The organism is Pseudomonas sp., from assembly GCF_050739775.1.
In the GTDB taxonomy this organism is placed as follows: Bacteria; Pseudomonadota; Gammaproteobacteria; order Pseudomonadales; family Pseudomonadaceae; genus Aquipseudomonas.
Map to the genome: position 1 here is coordinate 42484 of NZ_JBOICA010000028.1, position 18821 is coordinate 61304.

Here is an 18821-nt window from a genome sequence, read left to right on the forward strand (position 1 = left end):
TGGCGCCAGCAGTAAACGTCGCCACCGTGATCGTTCAAGAGACGCCGGCAACGTCCCGCGCGTCCATCACCTGATCAGGAGTGCACGATGGATCTCAACCGTCGGCAGTTCTTCAAGGTCGCTGCAATCGGCCTTGGAGGTTCGAGCCTGGCGGCGTTGGGCATGGCCCCGACACCCGCCTTCGCCGAGCAGGTGCGTCACTTCAAGCTGGCGCATACCAAAGAAGCCCGTAACACCTGTCCTTACTGTTCTGTTGGCTGTGGCTTGATCATGTACAGCCAGGGTGATGCGGCCAAGAACGTTGCCCAAAACATCATCCATATCGAAGGCGACGCCGACCATCCGGTGAACCGTGGCACGCTGTGCCCGAAAGGCGCCGGCCTGCTCGACTTTATCCACAGCCCCAACCGCCTGCAGTACCCGCAGGTGCGCAAACCGGGCAGCAAGGAATGGACCCGGGTGTCCTGGGATGAGGCGCTGGATCGCATTGCCGATCTGATGAAGACCGATCGCGACGCCAATTTCATCGAGAAAAACGCCCAGGGCCAGACGGTCAATCGCTGGCTGAGCGTAGGCTTTCTAGCCGCTTCGGCTTCCTCTAACGAATCCGGCTACATGACCCACAAGGTCGTTCGCAGCCTTGGCATGCTGGGGTTCGATAACCAGGCACGTGTCTGACATGGCCCGACGGTGGCAAGTCTTGCCCCGACGTACGGCCGTGGAGCCATGACCAACCACTGGACCGATATCGCTAACGCGAATCTGATCCTGGTGATGGGTGGCAACGCTGCAGAAGCCCATCCCTGTGGCTTCAAATGGGTGACCGAAGCCAAGGCGCACAACCAGGCCCGGCTGATCGTGGTCGATCCGCGTTTTACCCGAACCGCTTCGGTGGCCGACTATTACGCGCCGATCCGTACCGGCACGGATATCGCCTTCATGGGCGGGCTGATCAATTACCTGCTCACTGAAGACAAGATCCAGCACGAGTACGTGCGCAATTACACCGACGTGTCGTTCATCGTCAAAGCTGGCTACGGCTTTGAGGACGGTCTGTTCAGCGGCTACGACGCGGATAAGCGCAGCTACACCGACAAGTCCGGCTGGGGCTACGAGCTTGGTGAAGACGGTTTTGCCAAGGTCGATCCAACCCTGCAGGATCCGCGTTGCGTCTACCAACTGATGAAGCAGCACTACAGCCGCTACACCGCCGAGCTGGCCAGTCAGATCTGTGGCATGCCGGTCGACAGCATGCGCAAGGTCTGGGAAGAGATCGCCACCTGCTCGCAACCGGGCAAGACCATGACGATCCTCTATGCCCTGGGCTGGACCCAGCACTCGATCGGCTCGCAGATGATCCGCAGTGCGGCCATGGTCCAGTTACTGCTGGGTAATGTCGGCTTGCCAGGCGGCGGGGTCAACGCCCTGCGCGGTCACTCCAATATCCAGGGGCTGACTGACCTGGGCTTGCTGTCCAACCTGCTGCCGGGCTACCTGACCCTGCCAGCGGATGCTGAACAGGACTACGACACCTACATCGCCAAACGCGCGCCCAAGCCGCTACGGCCAGGGCAGTTGTCCTACTGGCAGAACTACGGCAAGTTCCATGTCAGCCTGATGAAGGCCTGGTATGGCGCCAACGCTACGGCTGAAAACCACTGGGGGTATGACTACCTGCCGAAGCTGGATATTCCGGGCTACGACGTGTTGAAGATGTTCGACATGATGGCCAAGGATCAGGTCAACGGTTACTTCTGCCAGGGCTTCAACCCGATTGCCGCCTTGCCTGACAAGAACCGCGTCACCGCCGCGCTGAGCAAGCTCAAGTGGCTGGTGGTGATGGACCCGCTGGCGACCGAGACCTCGGAGTTCTGGCGCAATGCCGGGCCGTACAACGATGTCGATTCGGCGAATGTGCAAACCGAAGTCATTCGCCTGCCCACCACCTGCTTTGCCGAGGAAGACGGCTCGCTGGTCAACAGCAGCCGCTGGCTGCAATGGCACTGGAAAGGCGCTGAAGGCCCGGGCCAGGCCCGTACCGACGTATGGATCATGAGTGCGCTGTTCCTGCGCCTTCGCGAGCGTTACCAGCGCGAGGGCGGGGCGTGGGCCGAGTCGATCCTCAAACTCAACTGGCCTTACAAGGTGCCCCACGAGCCATCAGCGGAAGAAATCGCCAAGGAGTTCAACGGTTACGCCGTGGCCGATGTCACCGATGCCAGCGGGGCGACCCTCAAGGCCGGGCAGCAATTGGCCGGCTTTGCCCAGCTCAAGGACGATGGCAGTACCGCCTCTGGTTGCTGGATCTTCTGTGGCAGCTGGACCGAGCAAGGCAACCAGATGGCCCGGCGCGACAACGCCGATCCGTTCGGCATGAAGCAGAACCTGGGGTGGGCCTGGGCCTGGCCGGCGAACCGGCGGATTCTCTACAACCGGGCGTCGGCTGACGTGCAGGGCAAACCCTGGTCGCCGCACAAGCGTCTGGTGTGGTGGAACGGCAAGGCCTGGGGCGGCACTGACGTGCCGGACTTCAAAGCCGATGTAGCGCCGGAAGCGGGGATGAACCCGTTCATCATGAACCCTGAGGGCGTGGCGCGCTTCTTTGCCCTGGACAAGATGGCCGAAGGGCCGTTCCCGGAGCATTACGAACCGTTCGAAACACCTATCGGGGTCAACCCGTTGCACCCGAACAACAAGAAGGCCACCAGCAACCCGGCAGGTCGGGTGTTCGATTCGGTCTGGGACACCCTGGGGCAAGCCAAGGACTTCCCCTATGCCGCCACCACCTACCGGCTGACCGAGCACTTCCACTTCTGGACCAAGCATTGTCCGATCAACGCGGTGACCCAGCCGGAGCAGTTCGTCGAAATCGGTGAGGTGCTGGCCAAGGAGAAGGGCATCGCGGCTGGCGACCGGGTGCGCGTCACCAGCAAGCGCGGGCATATCGAGGCGGTGGCGGTGGTGACCAAGCGGATTCGTCCGCTGCAGGTCAACAACCAGACCGTGCACCAGATCGGCATTCCGTTGCATTGGGGCTTTACCGGCATGACCCGGCACGGCTACCTGACCAACACCCTGGTGCCGTTCCTCGGTGACGGCAATACCCAGACCCCGGAATCGAAGTCGTTCCTGGTCAACGTGGAGAAAATCTGATGGCTAGCCAAGACATCATCGCCCGTTCGGCCACCACCACGACGCCTTCGTCTATCCGTCACCAGGAGGAGGTGGCCAAGCTCATCGACACCACCAAGTGCATCGGTTGCAAGGCTTGCCAGGTGGCCTGTTCGGAATGGAACGAGTTGCGTGACGAGGTGGGTCACAACTACGGCACTTACGATAACCCCCATGACCTCGGCGCACAGACCTGGACACTGATGCGCTTCACCGAGCACGAAAACACCGAGGGCAATCTGGAGTGGCTGATCCGCAAGGATGGCTGCATGCACTGCGCCGATCCCGGTTGCCTGAAGGCTTGCCCGAGCCCGGGGGCAATCATCAAGTATGCCAACGGTATCGTCGACTTCAACCAGGACCACTGCATCGGCTGCGGGTACTGCATCACCGGTTGCCCGTTCGACATTCCGCGGATCTCGCAGAAGGACCACAAGGCCTACAAGTGCACCTTGTGTTCCGACCGTGTCGCGGTAGGGCTGGAGCCCGCCTGTGTGAAGACCTGCCCGACCGGGGCGATCGTGTTCGGCAGCAAGGAGGACATGAAGGAGCACGCCGCCGAACGCATCGTCGACCTCAAGTCGCGGGGCTTCGACAATGCCGGCTTATATGACCCCGACGGCGTCGGTGGTACCCATGTGATGTATGTGCTGCACCATGCCGATCAACCGAAGCTGTACGCGGGCCTGCCAGACCAACCGGTAATCAGCTCGCTGGTGGGGCTGTGGAAAGGGCTGAGCAAACCGCTGGCGCTGTTGGCCATGGGCGCAGCAGTACTGGCCGGGTTCTTCCACTATGTGCGCATAGGCCCGAACCGGGTCGAGGAAGACGAGCACCCGAGTGCGCCAGACACCAGCGTGCATGTGGTCGACCCGGCGGTGCATGTGTATGACCCGAACAAACCGGGTGCGCAAGGGGAGGAACGGCCATGAAAGACAAACCTATCCTGCGCTACAACGCCAACGAACGAACCAACCACTGGCTGGTGGCGATCCTGTTCATCATGGCCGCATTGTCGGGGCTGGCGCTGTTTCACCCGGCGCTGTTCTGGCTCAGCCATCTGTTCGGCGGCGGGCCCTGGACGCGCATCCTGCACCCGTTCATGGGCGTGCTGATGTTCGTGTTCTTCCTCCTCCTGGTGCTGCGCTTCTGGCGGGCGAATTTCTTTATCGCCAATGATCGCTTGTGGCTCAGGCGCATCGACCGGGTGATGCGCAACGAAGAGCAGGGCGTGCCACCGATCGGCAAGTACAACCCTGGACAGAAGCTGCTGTTCTGGACCCTGCTGCTGTGCATGCTGGTCCTGCTGCTCAGTGGTGTGGTGATCTGGCGGGCCTGGTTCAGCCAGTACTTCGATATCGGCTCGATTCGCCTGGCTACTTTGCTGCACGCCCTGGCGGCCTTCGTGCTGGTGCTGAGCATCATTGTGCACATCTACGCCGGGATCTGGATCAAGGGCTCGGTCAGCGCGATGTTGCAGGGTCGGGTCAGTCGCGCCTGGGCAAAGAAACACCATGAGCTATGGTATCGGGAAGTGACCCGCGAGGATCCGCCGGACTCGCAGATCAGCAAAAAAGGATGATCATTTGAGCACCATTCTTGAACCTGGGCAGATCGAAGCGGCGGCCAGCACGCCGCCGTTTCTCTACTTGCCACCATCGAACCTGTTCGCGTTGCGCGCGGCACGTCTGGATACCCTCGCCGAGGGCAACGCGCTGGGTGACTACTTGCGTCTGATCGCGGGCCTGTGCCGCACCCAGCAAAGCCTGCTCGACCAACCCCCTGTGGCGGCGCCTGCCGAGACTGAGCGCCAGCGCTTGTGCGTGGAGCACGGCTTGCCGCCGCTGGCCGCCGACAGCCTGGTGCGTGAAGGGTATTGGCTGGCCTACCTTGACGCCTTGCTGCAGCGCTATCCGACACCTGCCAGCGCCGAGTTGCTGGCGGCCGTACGCGTCTTGAGCGTGTCCAGTGCCGAGCAACGCAAGCTCTGGGGCATCGCCTTGCTGACCGGGCAGTTCAGCACAGTGCCGGCTGCCCTGGTGCCGTTTCTCGGTGCCGCGCTGCAGGCTGCCTGGAGCCATTGGCTGCTGAACCTGCCGACCGCCGGGCTCAAGGCAGGCGACAGCCTCTGTCAGTGCCCGGCCTGCGGCTCGCCGCCGATGGCCGGCGTAATCCGTCACCGTGGCAAATACAACGGCCTGCGCTACCTGGTGTGCTCGCTGTGTGCCTGTGAGTGGCATGTGGTACGGGTCAAGTGCATCTACTGTGAGCAGAGCAAGGGGCTGACTTACTTCAACCTGGAGGATGATCGCCATGCTGCCGGCAAGGCGCCGCTGCGTGCCGAATGCTGTCCGGGTTGCAATAGCTATCTGAAGCAGGTCTATCTGGAGTACGACGCTGATGCAGAGGCATTGTCTGCGGATCTGGCGAGCCTGGCGCTGGACTTGCGTCTGGATCAGGAGGGCTATCAACGGCTGGCGCCGAACCTGATGCTGGCGCCGGGAGGGGAGTGAGTCCAGCGTCTACACTCAGGTTTGCGCCGCTGTCATCGCGGGTCACACTGTTGAAGGTAACCTCGTTAATGCCCTCCAACCTCGCCAAACTCCCGACACGCCTGCCCTCCATCGACACCCTGTTGCGCCATCCCGCCTGCCAGCCGCTGATTGAGCGCTATGGTCGTGATGCCGTATTGGCTACGTTGCGCCAGCTACTCGACGACCTGCGCGAACCGGCCTATCAGGGACACCTGGCCCCCGCCGAACTGGCGCCACCGGTACTGGCCGGACGCGCCGGCGAACGGCTTGCGGCGCAGCACCGCAGTCAGGTGCGACGAGTGTTCAACCTCACGGGCACGGTGCTGCACACCAACCTTGGCCGGGCGCTGCTACCCGAGGAAGCCATCGACGCCGTACAGATGGCTGCGCGCTACCCGCTCAACCTCGAATTCGACCTGGCTACTGGCAAGCGCGGTGACCGCGATGACCTGATTGAAGGCTTGATCCGTGAGCTGACGGGCGCCGAGGCGGTCACGGTAGTCAACAACAACGCAGCGGCCGTATTGCTGGCGCTCAACAGTCTGGGCGCGCGCAAGGAAGGCATCATCTCTCGTGGCGAACTGATCGAGATCGGTGGCGCCTTTCGTATACCGGACATCATGGCCCGGGCCGGGGTCAAACTGCATGAAGTCGGTACCACTAACCGCACCCACGCCCGCGATTATGAGGCCGCCATTGGTCCGCGCAGCGGCCTGCTGATGCGGGTGCACTGCAGTAACTACAGCATTCAGGGTTTTACCACTCAGGTTGCCACTGCTGAATTGGCACAACTGGCCCATCGACACAGCTTGCCCCTGCTGGAAGACCTGGGCAGCGGCAGCTTGCTTGACCTTACCCGTTGGGGCCTGCCCGCCGAACCGACCGTGCGCCAGGCGCTGGCCGATGGGGCGGATATCGTCACCTTCAGTGGCGACAAGCTGCTCGGCGGCCCCCAGGCCGGCATCATCGTCGGTCACAAAGAGCTGATCAGCAAGATTAAGAAGAACCCGCTCAAGCGCGCGCTCAGGGTCGACAAACTGACCCTCGCTGCGCTGGAAGCGGTACTGGGCCTGTACCGTAACCCGGACCTACTGGCTGAGCGCTTGCCCAGCCTGCGCTTGCTGACCCGTCCGCAAGCAGAAGTTCATGCCCAAGCCGAACGCCTGGCGCCTGTACTCAGAAAGGTAATAGGTGCCAGCTGGGACGTTGCGGCAGTACCGGCACTGAGTATGATCGGCAGCGGCAGTCAGCCGGTGGCCCGTTTACCCAGTGCCGCCTTGTGCCTGCGTCCGCAACGCGCCAAGCGCTTGCGCGGTCGCAGCCTGCGAGGCCTTGAGGAGGCCCTGCGAAAACTGCCGATCCCGGTGCTCGGGCGCATCGATGATGACGCCCTGTGGCTAGACCTGCGGCAACTGGATGACGAGGCCGGTTGGTTGGCGCAATTGCCTGAGCTGCAGTTGATGGAGGCGTTGATGTGATTGTCGGCACGGCCGGGCACATCGACCATGGCAAGACCTCCTTGCTTGAAGCCCTGACCGGCCAGGCGGGGGATCAGCGCCGGGAAGAACGCGAGCGGGGAATGACCATTGACCTGGGTTATCGCTATGCGAGTCTGGAAGCGGGGGCACCGTTGATCGGCTTCATTGACGTGCCGGGGCACGAGCGGTTTATCCACAACATGCTGGCCGGTGCTCAAGCTATCGACCTGGTGCTGCTGGTGGTGGCCGCTGATGATGGGGTGATGCCACAGACCCGCGAACACCTGGCCATTGTTCAGTTACTGGGTATCCCCCGGGCGCTGGTGGCCGTCAGCAAGTGCGACCGTGTCGAGCCGCGGCGGGTCCAGGAGGTCCAAACGCAAGTCAGTCTCTTGCTGGCGGCCGGGCCCTATGCTGGCGCTGCACAATTTCCGCTGTCGAGCGTAACCGGCGAGGGTGTCGAGGCCCTGCGCCAGGCCTTGGTCGAGGCCCAGGGAGAGATCCGTGAGCGCAGTCGCCGGGGAGGCTTTCGCCTGGCCATCGACCGCGCTTTCGCGGTGACGGGGGCGGGTATCGTGGTCACCGGTACCGCACTCGATGGCCAGGTACAGTTAGGCGATACGTTGGCGTTGGGCAAGGTCAAAAAACCGGTGCGGGTGCGCGGGCTGCATGCCCAGAGCCAGGCTGTGGCCGAGGCATGGGCGGGGCAGCGGGTGGCGTTGAACATCAGCGCCGAACGTCTGGAACTTGCGCAGATTCACCGAGGTGACTGGTTGCTCGCCGAGTGGCTGCATGGGCCGAGCCAAAGGGTGGATATCGAACTGCAACTGCTTGCCAGTGAAACCCGCAGCTTTGCGCATTTCAGTCCGGTGCATGTGCACCTGGGTACCCAGGATGTCAGTGCACGGGTGGCCTTGTTGCAAGGTGAACAACTGCTTCCCGGTGGGCGCATGTTTGCCCAGTTGCAGCTCAACGCGCCGTTGCAAGCGGTACATGGTGACCGTCTGGTGCTTCGCGATCACCGCGCGCAACGCACCCTCGGCGGTGGCCAGGTGCTTGATCCTTATGCTCCGGCGCGGCAACGTCGCAGCGAGGCGCGCCTGGCGCAGTTGCAGGCGCTGGCCAGTGTCGACAGCCTGGAACAGGCCTTGCCAGCGCTGCTGGCCAACGCTGAGGCCGGCCTCGATCCGCAGCGCCTGGAGCGTCAGTTCAATCGCCTGCGTAGCAGCTGGAAGCTGCCAACAGATGTGCAGGTGATTGCGACGCGTCAGGGACCTTTGTTGTTCACTACTGCACGATGGCAGGGGTTGGAACAGACAGTGCTGCAACAGTTGGCGCATTTTCATGAGCAGGAGCCGGACCAGCTCGGGCCCGATCGTGATCGCCTGCGCCGTTATGCCGCCTTGCCCCTGGAGCGTCCGGCCTTTATCAGCCTGCTTGATGAATTGCTCGCCAGTGGCGCCGTTGTCGGTAATGGCCCCTGGCTGCATTTGCCCGAACATCGGGTACGCCTGAGCGAGGCCGATGAGGCGCTATGGTTGCAGTTGCAGCCGCTGCTTGAACAAGGCCAGTTCGACCCGCCCTGGGTACGCGACCTGGCCAGGTCGGTGACGCAAGAGGAGGCGCAGGTGCGTTTGTTGCTGCGCAAATTGGCGCGACTTGGGCAGGTGCACCAGGTGGTGCGCGATCTGTTCTATCCTGAGGCCACAATTCGGCAAATGGCCGCTATGCTCTTGCAGCTGGCCAGCGACGATCCGGTGCTGCAGGTAACTGCCTTTCGTGATGTGCTGGGTATCGGCCGCAAGCGCAGCATTCAGGTGCTGGAGTATTTTGATCGTATCGGCCTGACCAGGCGCATGGGTGACCGGCGTCAGGTGCGTGGCGACAACGCCCTGGCACAATCGCCAGGGCACTGAGTTCAAGGAAGGCAATCGCGCCCGGTGGCGCGGCCGGGCTTCAAACCCGGTTGGGGACGGCAGCCGTTCCCGGGCAGGTTCGACTCCCGCTGCCTTCCGCCATTTCCTACGGCGCCCGTTCCCCGCACAGGTCCAGGACGAACCAGTGCTGCGCCGTTGCCGCATCCAGCCCGGCGCCCAGTAGTGCAAACAGTTTGCCCAGCGCCGCTTCGCGGGTCATGCCACCTGCGGATACCAATCCTGCATCGCGCAGCCGACTGCCCGCCGCGTACGTATCGAACATCACACTGCCTTGCGGGCATTGGCTGATGGCGACGATCAGGACACCGCGCTGGCGCGCATCACTCAGGGCTTCGAGCAAGGCTTGGTCATCGGAAGGGCCAGTGCCGCTGCCGTAGCATTCCAGCAGCAAGCCCTTCACACCGCTGTCAATCAGCGCACGTACATGAGCCGCCTGCAGCCCCGGAAACACCGGCAGCACTGCCAGGTTCACCGGCGTGCGGGGCTGGCAGTAGGTGAGGACCGCCGGAATCTGTTCGGCCCGCTGTCCCTCGCGATGACGGGGTAGCGCGGCAAAGGCATCGAAGGCTTCGCTGCGCAGCTTGCTGGCGCGGGCGCCATGCAACAGTTGGCCCGCGAAATACAGGTGCACGCCGTGCTCGACACCTGCCTCGAACAGGCTCAAGGCCCCGCACAGATTGCCCCAGGCATCGCTGTCCGGCGCGCCAGCCGGCAGCATCGAGCCAGTCAGCAGCACCGGTACTTCCAGCCCGAGCAGCAGGAATGACAAGGCCGCTGCGCTATAGGCCAGGGTGTCGGTGCCGTGCAGCACCAGGATGGCGTCGTGGCCATCCTTTTTCACGGCCTCGACAATCGCATCGCACATCGACAGCCAGTTGGCCTGCTGCATGTTGGCGCTGTCGAGCAACGGCGACAGTTCACGCAAGGTCCAGGCGATGCCCGGCGATTGCGGATGGGCCGCCAGGTAGTCGCGCATGCGCGCCTCGAAGCCACCGGCTGGCGCCAAGCCTTGCGGTGTGTCGAGCATGCCGATGGTACCCCCGGTGTAGAGGACCAGCAGGTTCTTTACGGCGCGCATTTCAGTTCTGCGGCTGCGCGGCAGCAGTGGTGACCTCAACCTTGGTCGGGGTCAGCGGATTGACCGGCCAGGCTTGCAGATCCAGATCCAGGTCGCTGAACTTCGACGCGTCAAACACCGGCTGCTTGATACCCGCCTTGCGTTGCTCGTCGTAGTCGCGCATGACCCGCAGGCCAATCTTGAACAGCAGGGCCAAGGCGATCAGGTTGACGAAGGCCAGGCAGGTCATGGTGATGTCGGCGAAGGCAAATACGGTGGACAGGTTTTGCACCGAGCCCCAGACGATCAGCGCCAGTACCAGGGCGCGGTAGCCCAGCAGCACCAGGCGGTTGCGGGTGAGGAACTGCAGGCTGGTTTCGCCCAGGTAGTAGTTGTAGAGGATGCAGGTGAAGACGAACAGCGACAGTGCCACGCTGACGAACAGGCGGCCCCAGTCACCGACTACTGCAGCTAGGGAGTTCTGGGTCAGGACAATGCCGTCACCTTCGAAACCCGGGGTGTAGAAGCCGGACAGCAGGATCAGCAGCGCGGTGCAGGTGCAGATGACGAAGGTGTCGAGGAACACGCTGAAGGCCTGAACCACGCCCTGCGCGCCCGGGTGTTTCACCGCCGCCACGGCAGCTACGTTCGGCGCACTGCCCAGGCCCGCTTCGTTGGCGAACACGCCACGCTTCACGCCCATGACAATGGCGCTGCCGAGCAGGCCGCCGAAAGCCGGATCGAGACCGAAGGCGCTCTTGAAGATGGTTTCCAGCATAGCCGGAACGTGCTCGATCTGGCTGCCGATCACGTACAGGGTCACGCCGATGTAGGCCAGGGTCTTGACCGGTACCAACAGGTCGGAGACGGCGGCGATCCGCTTGATGCCGCCGAGGAACACGATGGCCAGCAGCACAGCCAGGGCGATACCGGTGTGCTCGGGAGCAAAGCCGAAGGCGTTCTGCAGCGAGTGGGTTACGGTGTAGGACTGCAGGCCATTGAAGGCAAAACCGTAGGTCACCAACAGCAGCAGGGAGAACACCACCGCCATGGTCTTGAGCTTCAGACCGTGCTGGATGTAGTAGGCCGGACCGCCACGGTACAGGCCGTCGCCGTCGCTACGTTTGTAGACCTGGGCCAGGGTGCATTCGAAAAAGCTGCTGGACATACCCACCAGAGCAGTGACCCACATCCAGAACACTGCACCTGGGCCGCCCAGGGTTACAGCAATACCGACACCGGCGATGTTACCGGCGCCGACGCGGCCGGCCAGGCTCAGCATCAAGGCCTGGAACGAGCTCAACTGGCCAGCCTGGCCGTGCAGGGATTCCTTGAACACGCTGAACATGTGGCCGAAATGGCGGAACTGGACAAAACGCGAGCGGATAGTGAAATAACCGCCGAGTCCGACGATCAGCACGATGAGGAGTTTCCCCGAAAGGAAATCGTTGAGTGCTTCGAGCATGGAGTGACCTCGATTCTTATTCTTTGCATGAAAGACAACTGGAGCGGCGTTGATGCGCCGGATCCTGGGCGCGCATGGTTGGCTAAGATAAATGTGGTTACAATTTCGCTGATTGCTCTGAGTTGATGCGACTTGATGCTAAACTGGCGTCTATCGCATCACCTGGAACGACGCGCATGAGCGAAAATCTCGGCATCAACCTCAAACTCGCCTGCAGTCACTACCGCTCTATTTCAGAGGTTTGCCGGCAGCTGTCGATCAACAGGGCACAGTTCAACAAGTACCTGAGCGGGCACAGCCAGCCGACGCCGTTCAACCTCAAGCGCATTGGTGATTTTTTCGGTGTCGAGGATTACGAGCTCGGCCTGCCGCCTGAGCAGTTCGCCCGGCTGATGGGTGCGCGCAATCCGGCGACCTTCACAACCGCGCAAGAAGACCCGCTCAGTGAGCTGCTGCGGCCATTGCGCGAGCAGAGCGGCAACCTGTCGCGTTACTGCGGTTACTACTTCGAGTACTCCAACTGCATGTCGGTACCCGGCTCGATCCTGCTGTCGCTGGTCCATCTGCGTGAGGAGCGCGGCACCTTCCTGTTCGAGCGCCAGGAGCGTCAGGAACGCTCCAGCAGCACCGATGTGCAAGCCGAAGACTGGGTGCGTTGTCGTTACCTGGGCGCGGCGTTCCAGTTGCAGGACCGCTTGTTCCTCATCGACTACGAGTCGCTGACGGTCAACGAGATGAGCCAGACCATCCTGATCCCCAGCTTCAAGAGCCGCATCACCCGCTTGAACGGCCTGAAAACCGGGGTGTCCAGCGGCGACCGGCGCACGCCGGCCTGTACTCGGGTGGTCTGGGAATTCCTTGGCACCGAGATCAACCGCATCAGCGCCTATCGCCAGGTGAAGCTCTATCGCCCGGATGACCCGCGTATCGACGATGATGTGCGCGAGCGCCTGAGCGTCGGGCCTATCAGCAACGGCCTGTTCGAAATCGAGTGATCACGTCTGGCCGATGATGAATTCGGTGATGGTCTGCGCCACCTGATCCGCTACCACCGGTGTCGTACGCAGGTGTGCGGCAATGCCGTGATCGCAGTTGGAGAGCAACAGACACTCCAGATGCGGTGGCGGCACCGATTTGAGCAGGGCACGGGTGACTTCTTCCGGGATCGGGCTGTAGCGCTGGGCGCCTGCCAGCCACAGCGTGTCGGCCGAAGTCCCCGCACCTTGGCCGTGGGTCTGCGAGTTCAGCCCGTCGAACTCACCCAGTACCAGCAACACACGGCCCTGGAACTGGCGCAGGAACTCAAAACTGTCGCAGTCCATAAAACCATAAGGCTTGCTGATGGCCGCCTTGAAGGTCGGGCCGAAGGGCGCGTCGTGGGCGCAGTCCGGGTAGACCGCAGGGCAGATGAGGATCAACTTATCCACAGCCGGTTGCTGCGCCGCCAGCTTCAAGGCAATGGATGCCCCCAGGCTATGCCCGATCAGGGTCTGGCAACGCGCAGCAATATGCCGGTGAAAGCGCCGGGCTTCTTCAAGATTGGTGACCAGCGAAGGTTCCAGCGCACCAGGCTCGCTGGCAAGGCTGTGGCCTGACAGGTTGGCGGTCAGCGAGCCGATACCTGACACCTGTAGCCGGTAGAGCAGGGGATTGAGGCGAGTAAAGTCCGAGCGTGCGCCACCGACAACGAACAGCGGCGCTGCGCGCTCCTTGTCGGGGATCAGTAGCCGGGCCTGTTGCTGATAGCTGTCGAAGGTTTCGGTAATGAACCGCTCAGTGCCGGGGCTGGGCTCATCGTATTGCCAGATTGAACGTTGTGCTGAAGCTGCTTCAAGTTCCATGGACGTCGCCTTGAGAAGCCGAGGATGCTCGTGTCGAGCGCATTATAGGTCGATTGCCGATGTGCGTAGATAAGGCGTTAGCTAGGCCAGCGTTGGACTTCCCCTGCCGGAAAACGCAAAATGTGCCCTTTCCTCTATCAATCTGATCGGATCTGCTGACTCTATGCGAATGCGCCTGATGCTGTTGGGTGGTGGAAGTGCCCTCGGGCAAGCGCTGATTCGACTCGGGGCCGAGGAAGATATCGGCTTTCTGGCACCGCGTCCGCCAGAGCACGGCTGGGATCCGGCCAGCCTGACCCAGTTGCTGGACGACACCCGTCCCGATGCGTTGGTGAACCTGGCGTACTACTTTGACTGGTTCCAGGCCGAGTCCGTCAGCGAAAAGCGCCTGGCGCAACAGGAGCGCTCGGTGGAGCGGCTGGCTGAACTGTGCCAGCACCACAACATCATCCTGGTTCAGCCTTCGAGCTACCGGGTATTCGATGGCTCGCGAGCCACGGCCTACAGCGAAAAGGATGAGCCGGTGCCCCTGGGCCTGCGCGGCCAGGCCCTGTGGCGGATCGAACAGAGCGTCCGCGCGACTTGCCCACAGCACGTACTGCTGCGCTTCGGCTGGTTGCTCGACGAGAGCATCGATGGCGTGCTCGGGCGCTTTCTGACCCGTGCCGAACAGCCTCAGGAACTGCTCCTGGCCGATGACCGCCGCGGTAACCCAACGCCGGTGGACGATGCCGCACGGGTGATTCTCTCGGTGCTCAAGCAGCTCGATTGCGCCGCGCCGCTGTGGGGCACCTATCACTACGCCGGTAACGAAGCCACCACGCCGCTGGCGCTCGGTCAGGCTATCCTCACTGAAGCGGCACAGCTGCACCTGCTGGCGGTCACCGCACCGACCGCGCAGGCCCATGCCGCGCGCCCGGATGCCAGCGAAGAACCACAGCATGCGGTGCTGGCCTGCAAGAAAATTCTGCACACCTTCGGTATCAAACCCCGTGCCTGGCGCTCGGGTTTGCCACCTTTACTGGATCGATTCTATCGTCATGGCTGATTCCCCCATTCTGATCACCGGTGGCGCCGGCTTTATCGGTTCTCACTTGAGCGATGCGTTGCTCGAACTTGGCTACGCGGTACGGATCCTCGATGATCTGTCCACTGGCAAGCCCGGCAACCTGCAAATGGACAACCCCAGGCTTGAGCTGATCGAAGGCGACGTGGCCGACGGCGAGCTGGTCAAGCGCGCGGCAGCGGGGTGCCAGGCCGTTGTTCACCTGGCCGCCGTTGCGTCGGTGCAGGCCTCGGTGGACGACCCGGTGAAAACCCACCAGAGCAACTTCATCGGCACCTTGAATGTCTGCGAGGCCATGCGTCTCAATGGCATCAAACGTGTGCTGTTTGCCTCCAGCGCCGCTGTCTATGGCAACAACGGCGAAGGCCAGGCGATCGAGGAAGACGCACCCAAGGCGCCCCTTACGCCCTATGCCGTGGACAAGCTGGCCAGTGAGCAGTACCTGGATTTCTATCGTCGCCAGCATGGCCTGGAGCCGGTGGTGTTCCGCTTCTTCAACATCTTCGGGCCACGCCAGGATCCGTCCTCGCCGTATTCGGGGGTGATCAGCATTTTCTGCGAGCGTGCCTTGAGCGGGACACCTATCACGCTGTTCGGTGATGGCGAGCAGACCCGTGATTTCCTCTATATCGGCGATCTGGTCGCGGTGATGGTCCAGGCCCTGGCGTTGCGGGAGGTTGAAGAGGGTGCAGTCAACATCGGGCTGAACCAGGCCACTTCCCTGAACCAGTTGCTGGCCGCGCTCAAATCAGTGCTGGGCGAGTTGCCGGCGATCAGTTACGGGCCCGCGCGCTCTGGCGATATTCGTCACTCACGAGCGAACAACCAGCGGCTGCTGACGCGCTTTGCGTTCCCAGAGCCGACGCCTTTGGCCGTTGGCCTTGCTCGATTGCTCGGCAAACAATAAAAAAAGCGGCGATTGAATCGCCGCTTTTTTCTTCCCGAGGCCCCGCAGCCTTAGAACTTGTAACCCACACCCACCATGTAGACCCATGGATCGACATCTACGTCGACCTTGGTCTTGCCAACGCCCAGGGCGCTCGGGCCGTCGATGGTGGCCTTGGTATCGATGTCCACGTACCAGACCGCGGCGTTGACCAGGAAGTGTTCGTTGATCATGTAGTCCATCCCCAACTGACCGGCCAGGCCGACCGAGTCCTTGAGCTTCAGGTTGCTGAAGCCCTGGGCCTTGCGGTTGCTGCTCAGGTCTTCGTCAAAGAACATGGTGTAGTTCAGGCCGATACCGGCATAAGGCTGAAACTTCGAACTGGGTTCCATCGGGTAGTACTGCAGCGACAGGGTCGGTGGCAGTTGTTTGATGTCGCCCAGCTTGCCATCCAGGCCCGCGCCCAGGCCCTTGACCCCGACGGTGTGCTGGAACGGAGTGGCGGCCAGCAGCTCCAGACCAATGTGGTCGGTCAGCATGTAGGCGAAGGCCAGGCCCAGTTGGGTGTCGCTGTCCAGAGTCGCCTTGGTGCCGGACATCTTGGTGCCGTCGAGCTTGATGTCACCGCTGTTCTCGTTGGGAGCAGTAGTAATCGCACCGGCACGCAAAATGAAGTCGCCTGCCTGGTGGGCATGGGCAACAGGGGCTGCGAGCGCCAGGGCAATGAGCGAGGCGCTGAGCAAGGACTTGTTCATGGAAGCTCCCAAAGGACGTTTAGAATTAAGTACGTCCAATGGTAAGGAGCCGCCGGATTGGCAATTTGACCCAGCTCAATGAAAGCGTCAAAGCCACAGTTTGGGGCTAATCATTCTAGTTCATAAGCGTAGATCTTCTCGGCTTCCATCTGGTAACCGGCGTCAGCCAGTTCACTGCTGGTGTTCTTCACCTGCATTCGGCCTTCGATCCAGTAGGGCTGATAGAGGTCCTCGACCCGGACTCCCATCTCGCTGACGATATGCACAATCTGGTTCGAGGGTGGCGGCGGTACGTGGATGCAGGCGCCGTAGTAGGGCACCAGGAGAAACTCGGTGGTGCGACCCTCTTCGCTGACATCCAGCGGCACGATATAGCCCGGTAACTTCACCTGCTGGCCATCGAGGGCCTTGACCACCGGGGCGTTCGACACCTGCTGGTGGGCGGCCGGGGCCGATTCGGCGGCCAGGGCGTCGCTCAATTGCGACAGGTCGTGCAGCGGTGCCAGTTGCGGTTGGACGATTGGCGCGCCTGCGGGAATCAGTTGCGGCCACTCCAGGGTGCGCGGTTCGGCCGCCCACAGTGGAGTGGCCACCAGCAGCAATATCGACAGCAGAACACGTGGCATCGAACGTCTCACAAGTGAATGGACAGGCCGTCGGCCAGGGACTGCCGATAGGCACGCCAGGCTGGCACGCTGCCCATCAGTAATGCAGCGCCCAGAATAATCGCCAGCAGGCTCCATTCGTGGGCGCTCGGCCAGGCCAGGGGCAGGAACAGTCCGTAGTTGGCTTGTACATAGCCCTGCGCCAGGGCAATGCCCAGGTACAGCAAGCCCAGGCCTGCCGCGATGCCGGCCACCGCCAGGGCCAGCGCCTCAAGCACCAGCAGCCCGGCAATGTGCCACGGACGGGCACCGACCGAACGCAGGATGGCCATCTCCCGGCGCCTTTCGTTCAGGCTGGTGAGGATGGCGGTGAGCATACCGATCAGCCCGGTCAGTACGACGAACAGGGATACCACGAACAAGGCCTGCTCGGCAGTGCCCATCAGGCTCCAGAGTTCTTGCAGGGCGACACCCGGCAGGATCGCCAGCAGCGGTTCGTTGCGGTATTCGTTGATCTCGCGTTGCAGGCTGAAGGTGGAGATTTTGTTGTTCAGGCCAAGCATGACTGCGGTGATGGCGGCTGGTGTGAGGTCCAGATTGCGCGCCTGCTCGGCACTTACTCGTCCGGCACCACGGGCCGGTACGCCGTTGTGCCAGTCGATGTGAATCGCTTGCATACCGCCGAGGCTGATATGCAGGGTGCGGTCCACCGGTGTGCCGGTGCGTTGCAGCACACCGACCACGGTGAAAGGTTTGTCATCATGTTTGACCAGGCTGATCGCGGCCACGCCGTGGGCCAGCACCAGCTTGTCAGCGAGCGTGTAGTGCAGGGCCTGGGCGACTTCGGCGCCCAGCACCACTTCGAACGGGTCGCTGGCGAAGGCCCGGCCTTGGGCCAGTTGCAGGTTTTGCTTGCGGCCGTACTGATAGTGTTCGAAGTAACTGCTGGTAGTACCCATTACCCGATAGCCGCGATGGGAGTCACCGAGCGAAATGGGAATCGCCCATTTCACCCGCTTGTCACTGGCGTAGTGCTCGTAGCTGTCCCAGCGGATGTTGTTGGTGGCATTGCCGATGCGAAACACCGAATACAGCAGCAGGTTCACCGAACCGGAACGGGCACCGACGATCAGGTCGGTGCCGCTGATGGTGCTGGCAAAGCTGGCGCGGGCTTCAGTGCGCACCCGTTCAACGGCCAGCAGCAGGCACACCGACAGGGCGATGGCAAAGGCGGTAAGGAAGGCGGTAAAGCGTCGGTTGGCGAGGCTCGCCAGGGCAAGACGGAGCAGGTACATCAGGCCTCCAGATCGTTGGCTGGCAGGGCCGCGCGGTTGAGTTCGGGCAGTGACAACTGGCGGTCGAACAGCGCTGCCAGACTCTGGTCATGGCTGACGAACAGCAGGCTGGAGCCGGCGTCCCGGCATTCGGCGAACAGCAGGCGAATGAAGGCTTCACGGGTGTCGGCGTCGAGGGCCGAGGTAGGTTCGTCAGCGATCACCAACTCGGGCTGGCCGATCAAGGCGCGGGCGGCGGCAACGCGTTGTTGCTGGCCGATCGACAAGCTGTCGGCGCGCCGTGCGAGTAAACCAGGGTCCTTCAGACCCAAGTGAGCAAGCAGGCTGGCGGCTGCCTGGTCGATGCTGCCGTGGCGCAGGGCAGCGCGCTGTGCGCGACTGCGCGAGAAGCGGCAAGGCAGCTCGACGTTTTCCCGTACAGAGAGAAACGGCAGCAAGTTGAATTGCTGGAAAATGTAGCCAGTGTGATCGACCCGAAAACGGTCGCGTGCGGCCATTTTCAGTGCGCTCAGGTCTTGGCCGAGCAGGCGGATGCTGCCACGGTCAGGTTGCTGCACGCCGCCAAGCAAGCCGAGCAGGGTGGTTTTGCCACTGCCGCTGGGACCTTTGAGAAACAAGGACTCACCAGCCTCAAGACGCAAGGCGGGAATATCCAGCAGAGGGGCTTGGCCCGGCCAGGCAAAGCCCAGGTCGGTCAGTTCAATCAGTGCCTGGCTCATAAATGAACGCCC

General features: G+C 62.3%; 16 protein-coding genes and 1 tRNA gene. 10 read left to right on the top strand and 7 right to left on the bottom strand.

What is annotated here, in order from left to right:
• Positions 1-87: 87 nt before the first annotated feature.
• The 7 genes from fdnG to ACRESH_RS16015 all read left to right on the top strand — a co-directional run bounded on the left by fdnG (position 88) and on the right by ACRESH_RS16015 (position 9201).
• Positions 88-3153, top strand: coding sequence for a formate dehydrogenase-N subunit alpha (gene fdnG / locus ACRESH_RS15985; RefSeq protein WP_431742891.1), 3066 nt, complete (start codon positions 88-90; stop codon positions 3151-3153).
• Positions 3153-4103 carry a formate dehydrogenase subunit beta gene (fdxH, locus tag ACRESH_RS15990; protein ID WP_431742892.1) on the top strand — a complete coding sequence of 317 codons (951 nt, stop codon included), beginning with the start codon at positions 3153-3155 and terminating at the stop codon, positions 4101-4103. Before fdnG ends, fdxH begins: the two co-directional genes overlap by 1 nt.
• A complete protein-coding gene (locus tag ACRESH_RS15995; protein ID WP_431742893.1) occupies positions 4100-4753 on the top strand; it encodes a formate dehydrogenase subunit gamma in 654 nt (217 codons plus the stop codon). Before fdxH ends, ACRESH_RS15995 begins: the two co-directional genes overlap by 4 nt.
• Before the next feature lie 4 nt (positions 4754-4757).
• Entirely contained in the window at positions 4758-5684 is a 927-nt protein-coding gene (fdhE, locus tag ACRESH_RS16000) for a formate dehydrogenase accessory protein FdhE (RefSeq protein ID WP_431742894.1), read from the top strand.
• 68 nt (positions 5685-5752) lie between these two features.
• Positions 5753-7183: an L-seryl-tRNA(Sec) selenium transferase gene (gene selA / locus ACRESH_RS16005; protein WP_431742895.1), complete on the top strand. Its 1431-nt coding sequence runs from the start codon at positions 5753-5755 to the stop codon at positions 7181-7183.
• Positions 7180-9099: a selenocysteine-specific translation elongation factor gene (gene selB, locus ACRESH_RS16010; RefSeq protein WP_431742896.1), complete on the top strand. Its 1920-nt coding sequence runs from the start codon at positions 7180-7182 to the stop codon at positions 9097-9099. Before selA ends, selB begins: the two co-directional genes overlap by 4 nt.
• A gap of 6 nt (positions 9100-9105) precedes the next feature.
• Positions 9106-9201, top strand: a tRNA-Sec gene (locus ACRESH_RS16015).
• A gap of 4 nt (positions 9202-9205) precedes the next feature.
• Here ACRESH_RS16015 and ACRESH_RS16020 read toward each other — a convergent pair.
• Positions 9206-10198, bottom strand: a complete 993-nt coding sequence (locus ACRESH_RS16020; RefSeq protein WP_431742897.1) for an asparaginase — start codon at positions 10196-10198, stop codon at positions 9206-9208.
• Position 10199: 1 nt separating this feature from the next.
• Positions 10200-11642: an alanine/glycine:cation symporter family protein gene (locus ACRESH_RS16025; protein ID WP_431742898.1), complete on the bottom strand. Its 1443-nt coding sequence runs from the start codon at positions 11640-11642 to the stop codon at positions 10200-10202.
• Between the two features lie 176 nt (positions 11643-11818).
• Here ACRESH_RS16025 and ACRESH_RS16030 point away from each other — a divergent pair, with 176 nt between their 5' ends.
• On the top strand, positions 11819-12637 hold the full coding sequence (locus ACRESH_RS16030; protein WP_431742899.1) for a helix-turn-helix domain-containing protein: 819 nt from the start codon (positions 11819-11821) through the stop codon (positions 12635-12637).
• Here the strand turns inward: ACRESH_RS16030 and ACRESH_RS16035 are convergent, their stop codons facing one another.
• Positions 12638-13483: an alpha/beta hydrolase gene (locus tag ACRESH_RS16035; protein WP_431742900.1), complete on the bottom strand. Its 846-nt coding sequence runs from the start codon at positions 13481-13483 to the stop codon at positions 12638-12640.
• Between the two features lie 163 nt (positions 13484-13646).
• Between ACRESH_RS16035 and ACRESH_RS16040 the strand changes: the two genes are divergently transcribed.
• Together ACRESH_RS16040 and ACRESH_RS16045 are read left to right on the top strand one after the other, a co-directional pair.
• Complete coding sequence (locus tag ACRESH_RS16040) at positions 13647-14531, top strand: sugar nucleotide-binding protein (protein WP_431742901.1); 885 nt, start codon at positions 13647-13649, stop codon at positions 14529-14531.
• Positions 14524-15456: an NAD-dependent epimerase/dehydratase family protein gene (locus ACRESH_RS16045; protein WP_431742902.1), complete on the top strand. Its 933-nt coding sequence runs from the start codon at positions 14524-14526 to the stop codon at positions 15454-15456. The genes ACRESH_RS16040 and ACRESH_RS16045 overlap by 8 nt, the downstream gene beginning before the upstream one ends.
• A 50-nt stretch (positions 15457-15506) precedes the next feature.
• Here ACRESH_RS16045 and ACRESH_RS16050 read toward each other — a convergent pair whose 3' ends face one another.
• The 4 genes from ACRESH_RS16050 to ACRESH_RS16065 all read right to left on the bottom strand — a co-directional run bounded on the left by ACRESH_RS16050 (position 15507) and on the right by ACRESH_RS16065 (position 18809).
• Positions 15507-16190 carry an OmpW/AlkL family protein gene (locus ACRESH_RS16050; RefSeq protein ID WP_431742903.1) on the bottom strand — a complete coding sequence of 228 codons (684 nt, stop codon included), beginning with the start codon at positions 16188-16190 and terminating at the stop codon, positions 15507-15509.
• A gap of 110 nt (positions 16191-16300) precedes the next feature.
• Positions 16301-16816: a DUF3299 domain-containing protein gene (locus ACRESH_RS16055; RefSeq protein ID WP_431742904.1), complete on the bottom strand. Its 516-nt coding sequence runs from the start codon at positions 16814-16816 to the stop codon at positions 16301-16303.
• An 8-nt stretch (positions 16817-16824) separates the two neighbouring features.
• Positions 16825-18090: an ABC transporter permease gene (locus ACRESH_RS16060; RefSeq protein WP_431742905.1), complete on the bottom strand. Its 1266-nt coding sequence runs from the start codon at positions 18088-18090 to the stop codon at positions 16825-16827.
• On the bottom strand, positions 18090-18809 hold the full coding sequence (locus tag ACRESH_RS16065; protein ID WP_431742906.1) for an ABC transporter ATP-binding protein: 720 nt from the start codon (positions 18807-18809) through the stop codon (positions 18090-18092). Before ACRESH_RS16065 ends, ACRESH_RS16060 begins: the two co-directional genes overlap by 1 nt.
• Between the last annotated feature and the right edge of the window lie 12 nt (positions 18810-18821).

Excerpts from the sequence above, each read along its gene's own strand:
- fdxH (WP_431742892.1), top strand. The coding sequence starts at position 3,153 with ATGGCTAGCCAAGACATCATCGCCCGTTCGGCCACCACCACGACGCCT.
- ACRESH_RS15995 (WP_431742893.1), top strand. The coding sequence starts at position 4,100 with ATGAAAGACAAACCTATCCTGCGCTACAACGCCAACGAACGAACCAAC.
- selA (WP_431742895.1), top strand. The coding sequence starts at position 5,753 with ATGCCCTCCAACCTCGCCAAACTCCCGACACGCCTGCCCTCCATCGAC.
- ACRESH_RS16020 (WP_431742897.1), bottom strand. The coding sequence starts at position 10,198 with ATGCGCGCCGTAAAGAACCTGCTGGTCCTCTACACCGGGGGTACCATC.
- ACRESH_RS16025 (WP_431742898.1), bottom strand. The coding sequence starts at position 11,642 with ATGCTCGAAGCACTCAACGATTTCCTTTCGGGGAAACTCCTCATCGTG.
- ACRESH_RS16030 (WP_431742899.1), top strand. The coding sequence starts at position 11,819 with ATGAGCGAAAATCTCGGCATCAACCTCAAACTCGCCTGCAGTCACTAC.
- ACRESH_RS16035 (WP_431742900.1), bottom strand. The coding sequence starts at position 13,483 with ATGGAACTTGAAGCAGCTTCAGCACAACGTTCAATCTGGCAATACGAT.
- ACRESH_RS16040 (WP_431742901.1), top strand. The coding sequence starts at position 13,647 with ATGCGAATGCGCCTGATGCTGTTGGGTGGTGGAAGTGCCCTCGGGCAA.
- ACRESH_RS16045 (WP_431742902.1), top strand. The coding sequence starts at position 14,524 with ATGGCTGATTCCCCCATTCTGATCACCGGTGGCGCCGGCTTTATCGGT.
- ACRESH_RS16050 (WP_431742903.1), bottom strand. The coding sequence starts at position 16,190 with ATGAACAAGTCCTTGCTCAGCGCCTCGCTCATTGCCCTGGCGCTCGCA.
- ACRESH_RS16055 (WP_431742904.1), bottom strand. The coding sequence starts at position 16,816 with ATGCCACGTGTTCTGCTGTCGATATTGCTGCTGGTGGCCACTCCACTG.
- ACRESH_RS16060 (WP_431742905.1), bottom strand. The coding sequence starts at position 18,090 with ATGTACCTGCTCCGTCTTGCCCTGGCGAGCCTCGCCAACCGACGCTTT.
- ACRESH_RS16065 (WP_431742906.1), bottom strand. The coding sequence starts at position 18,809 with ATGAGCCAGGCACTGATTGAACTGACCGACCTGGGCTTTGCCTGGCCG.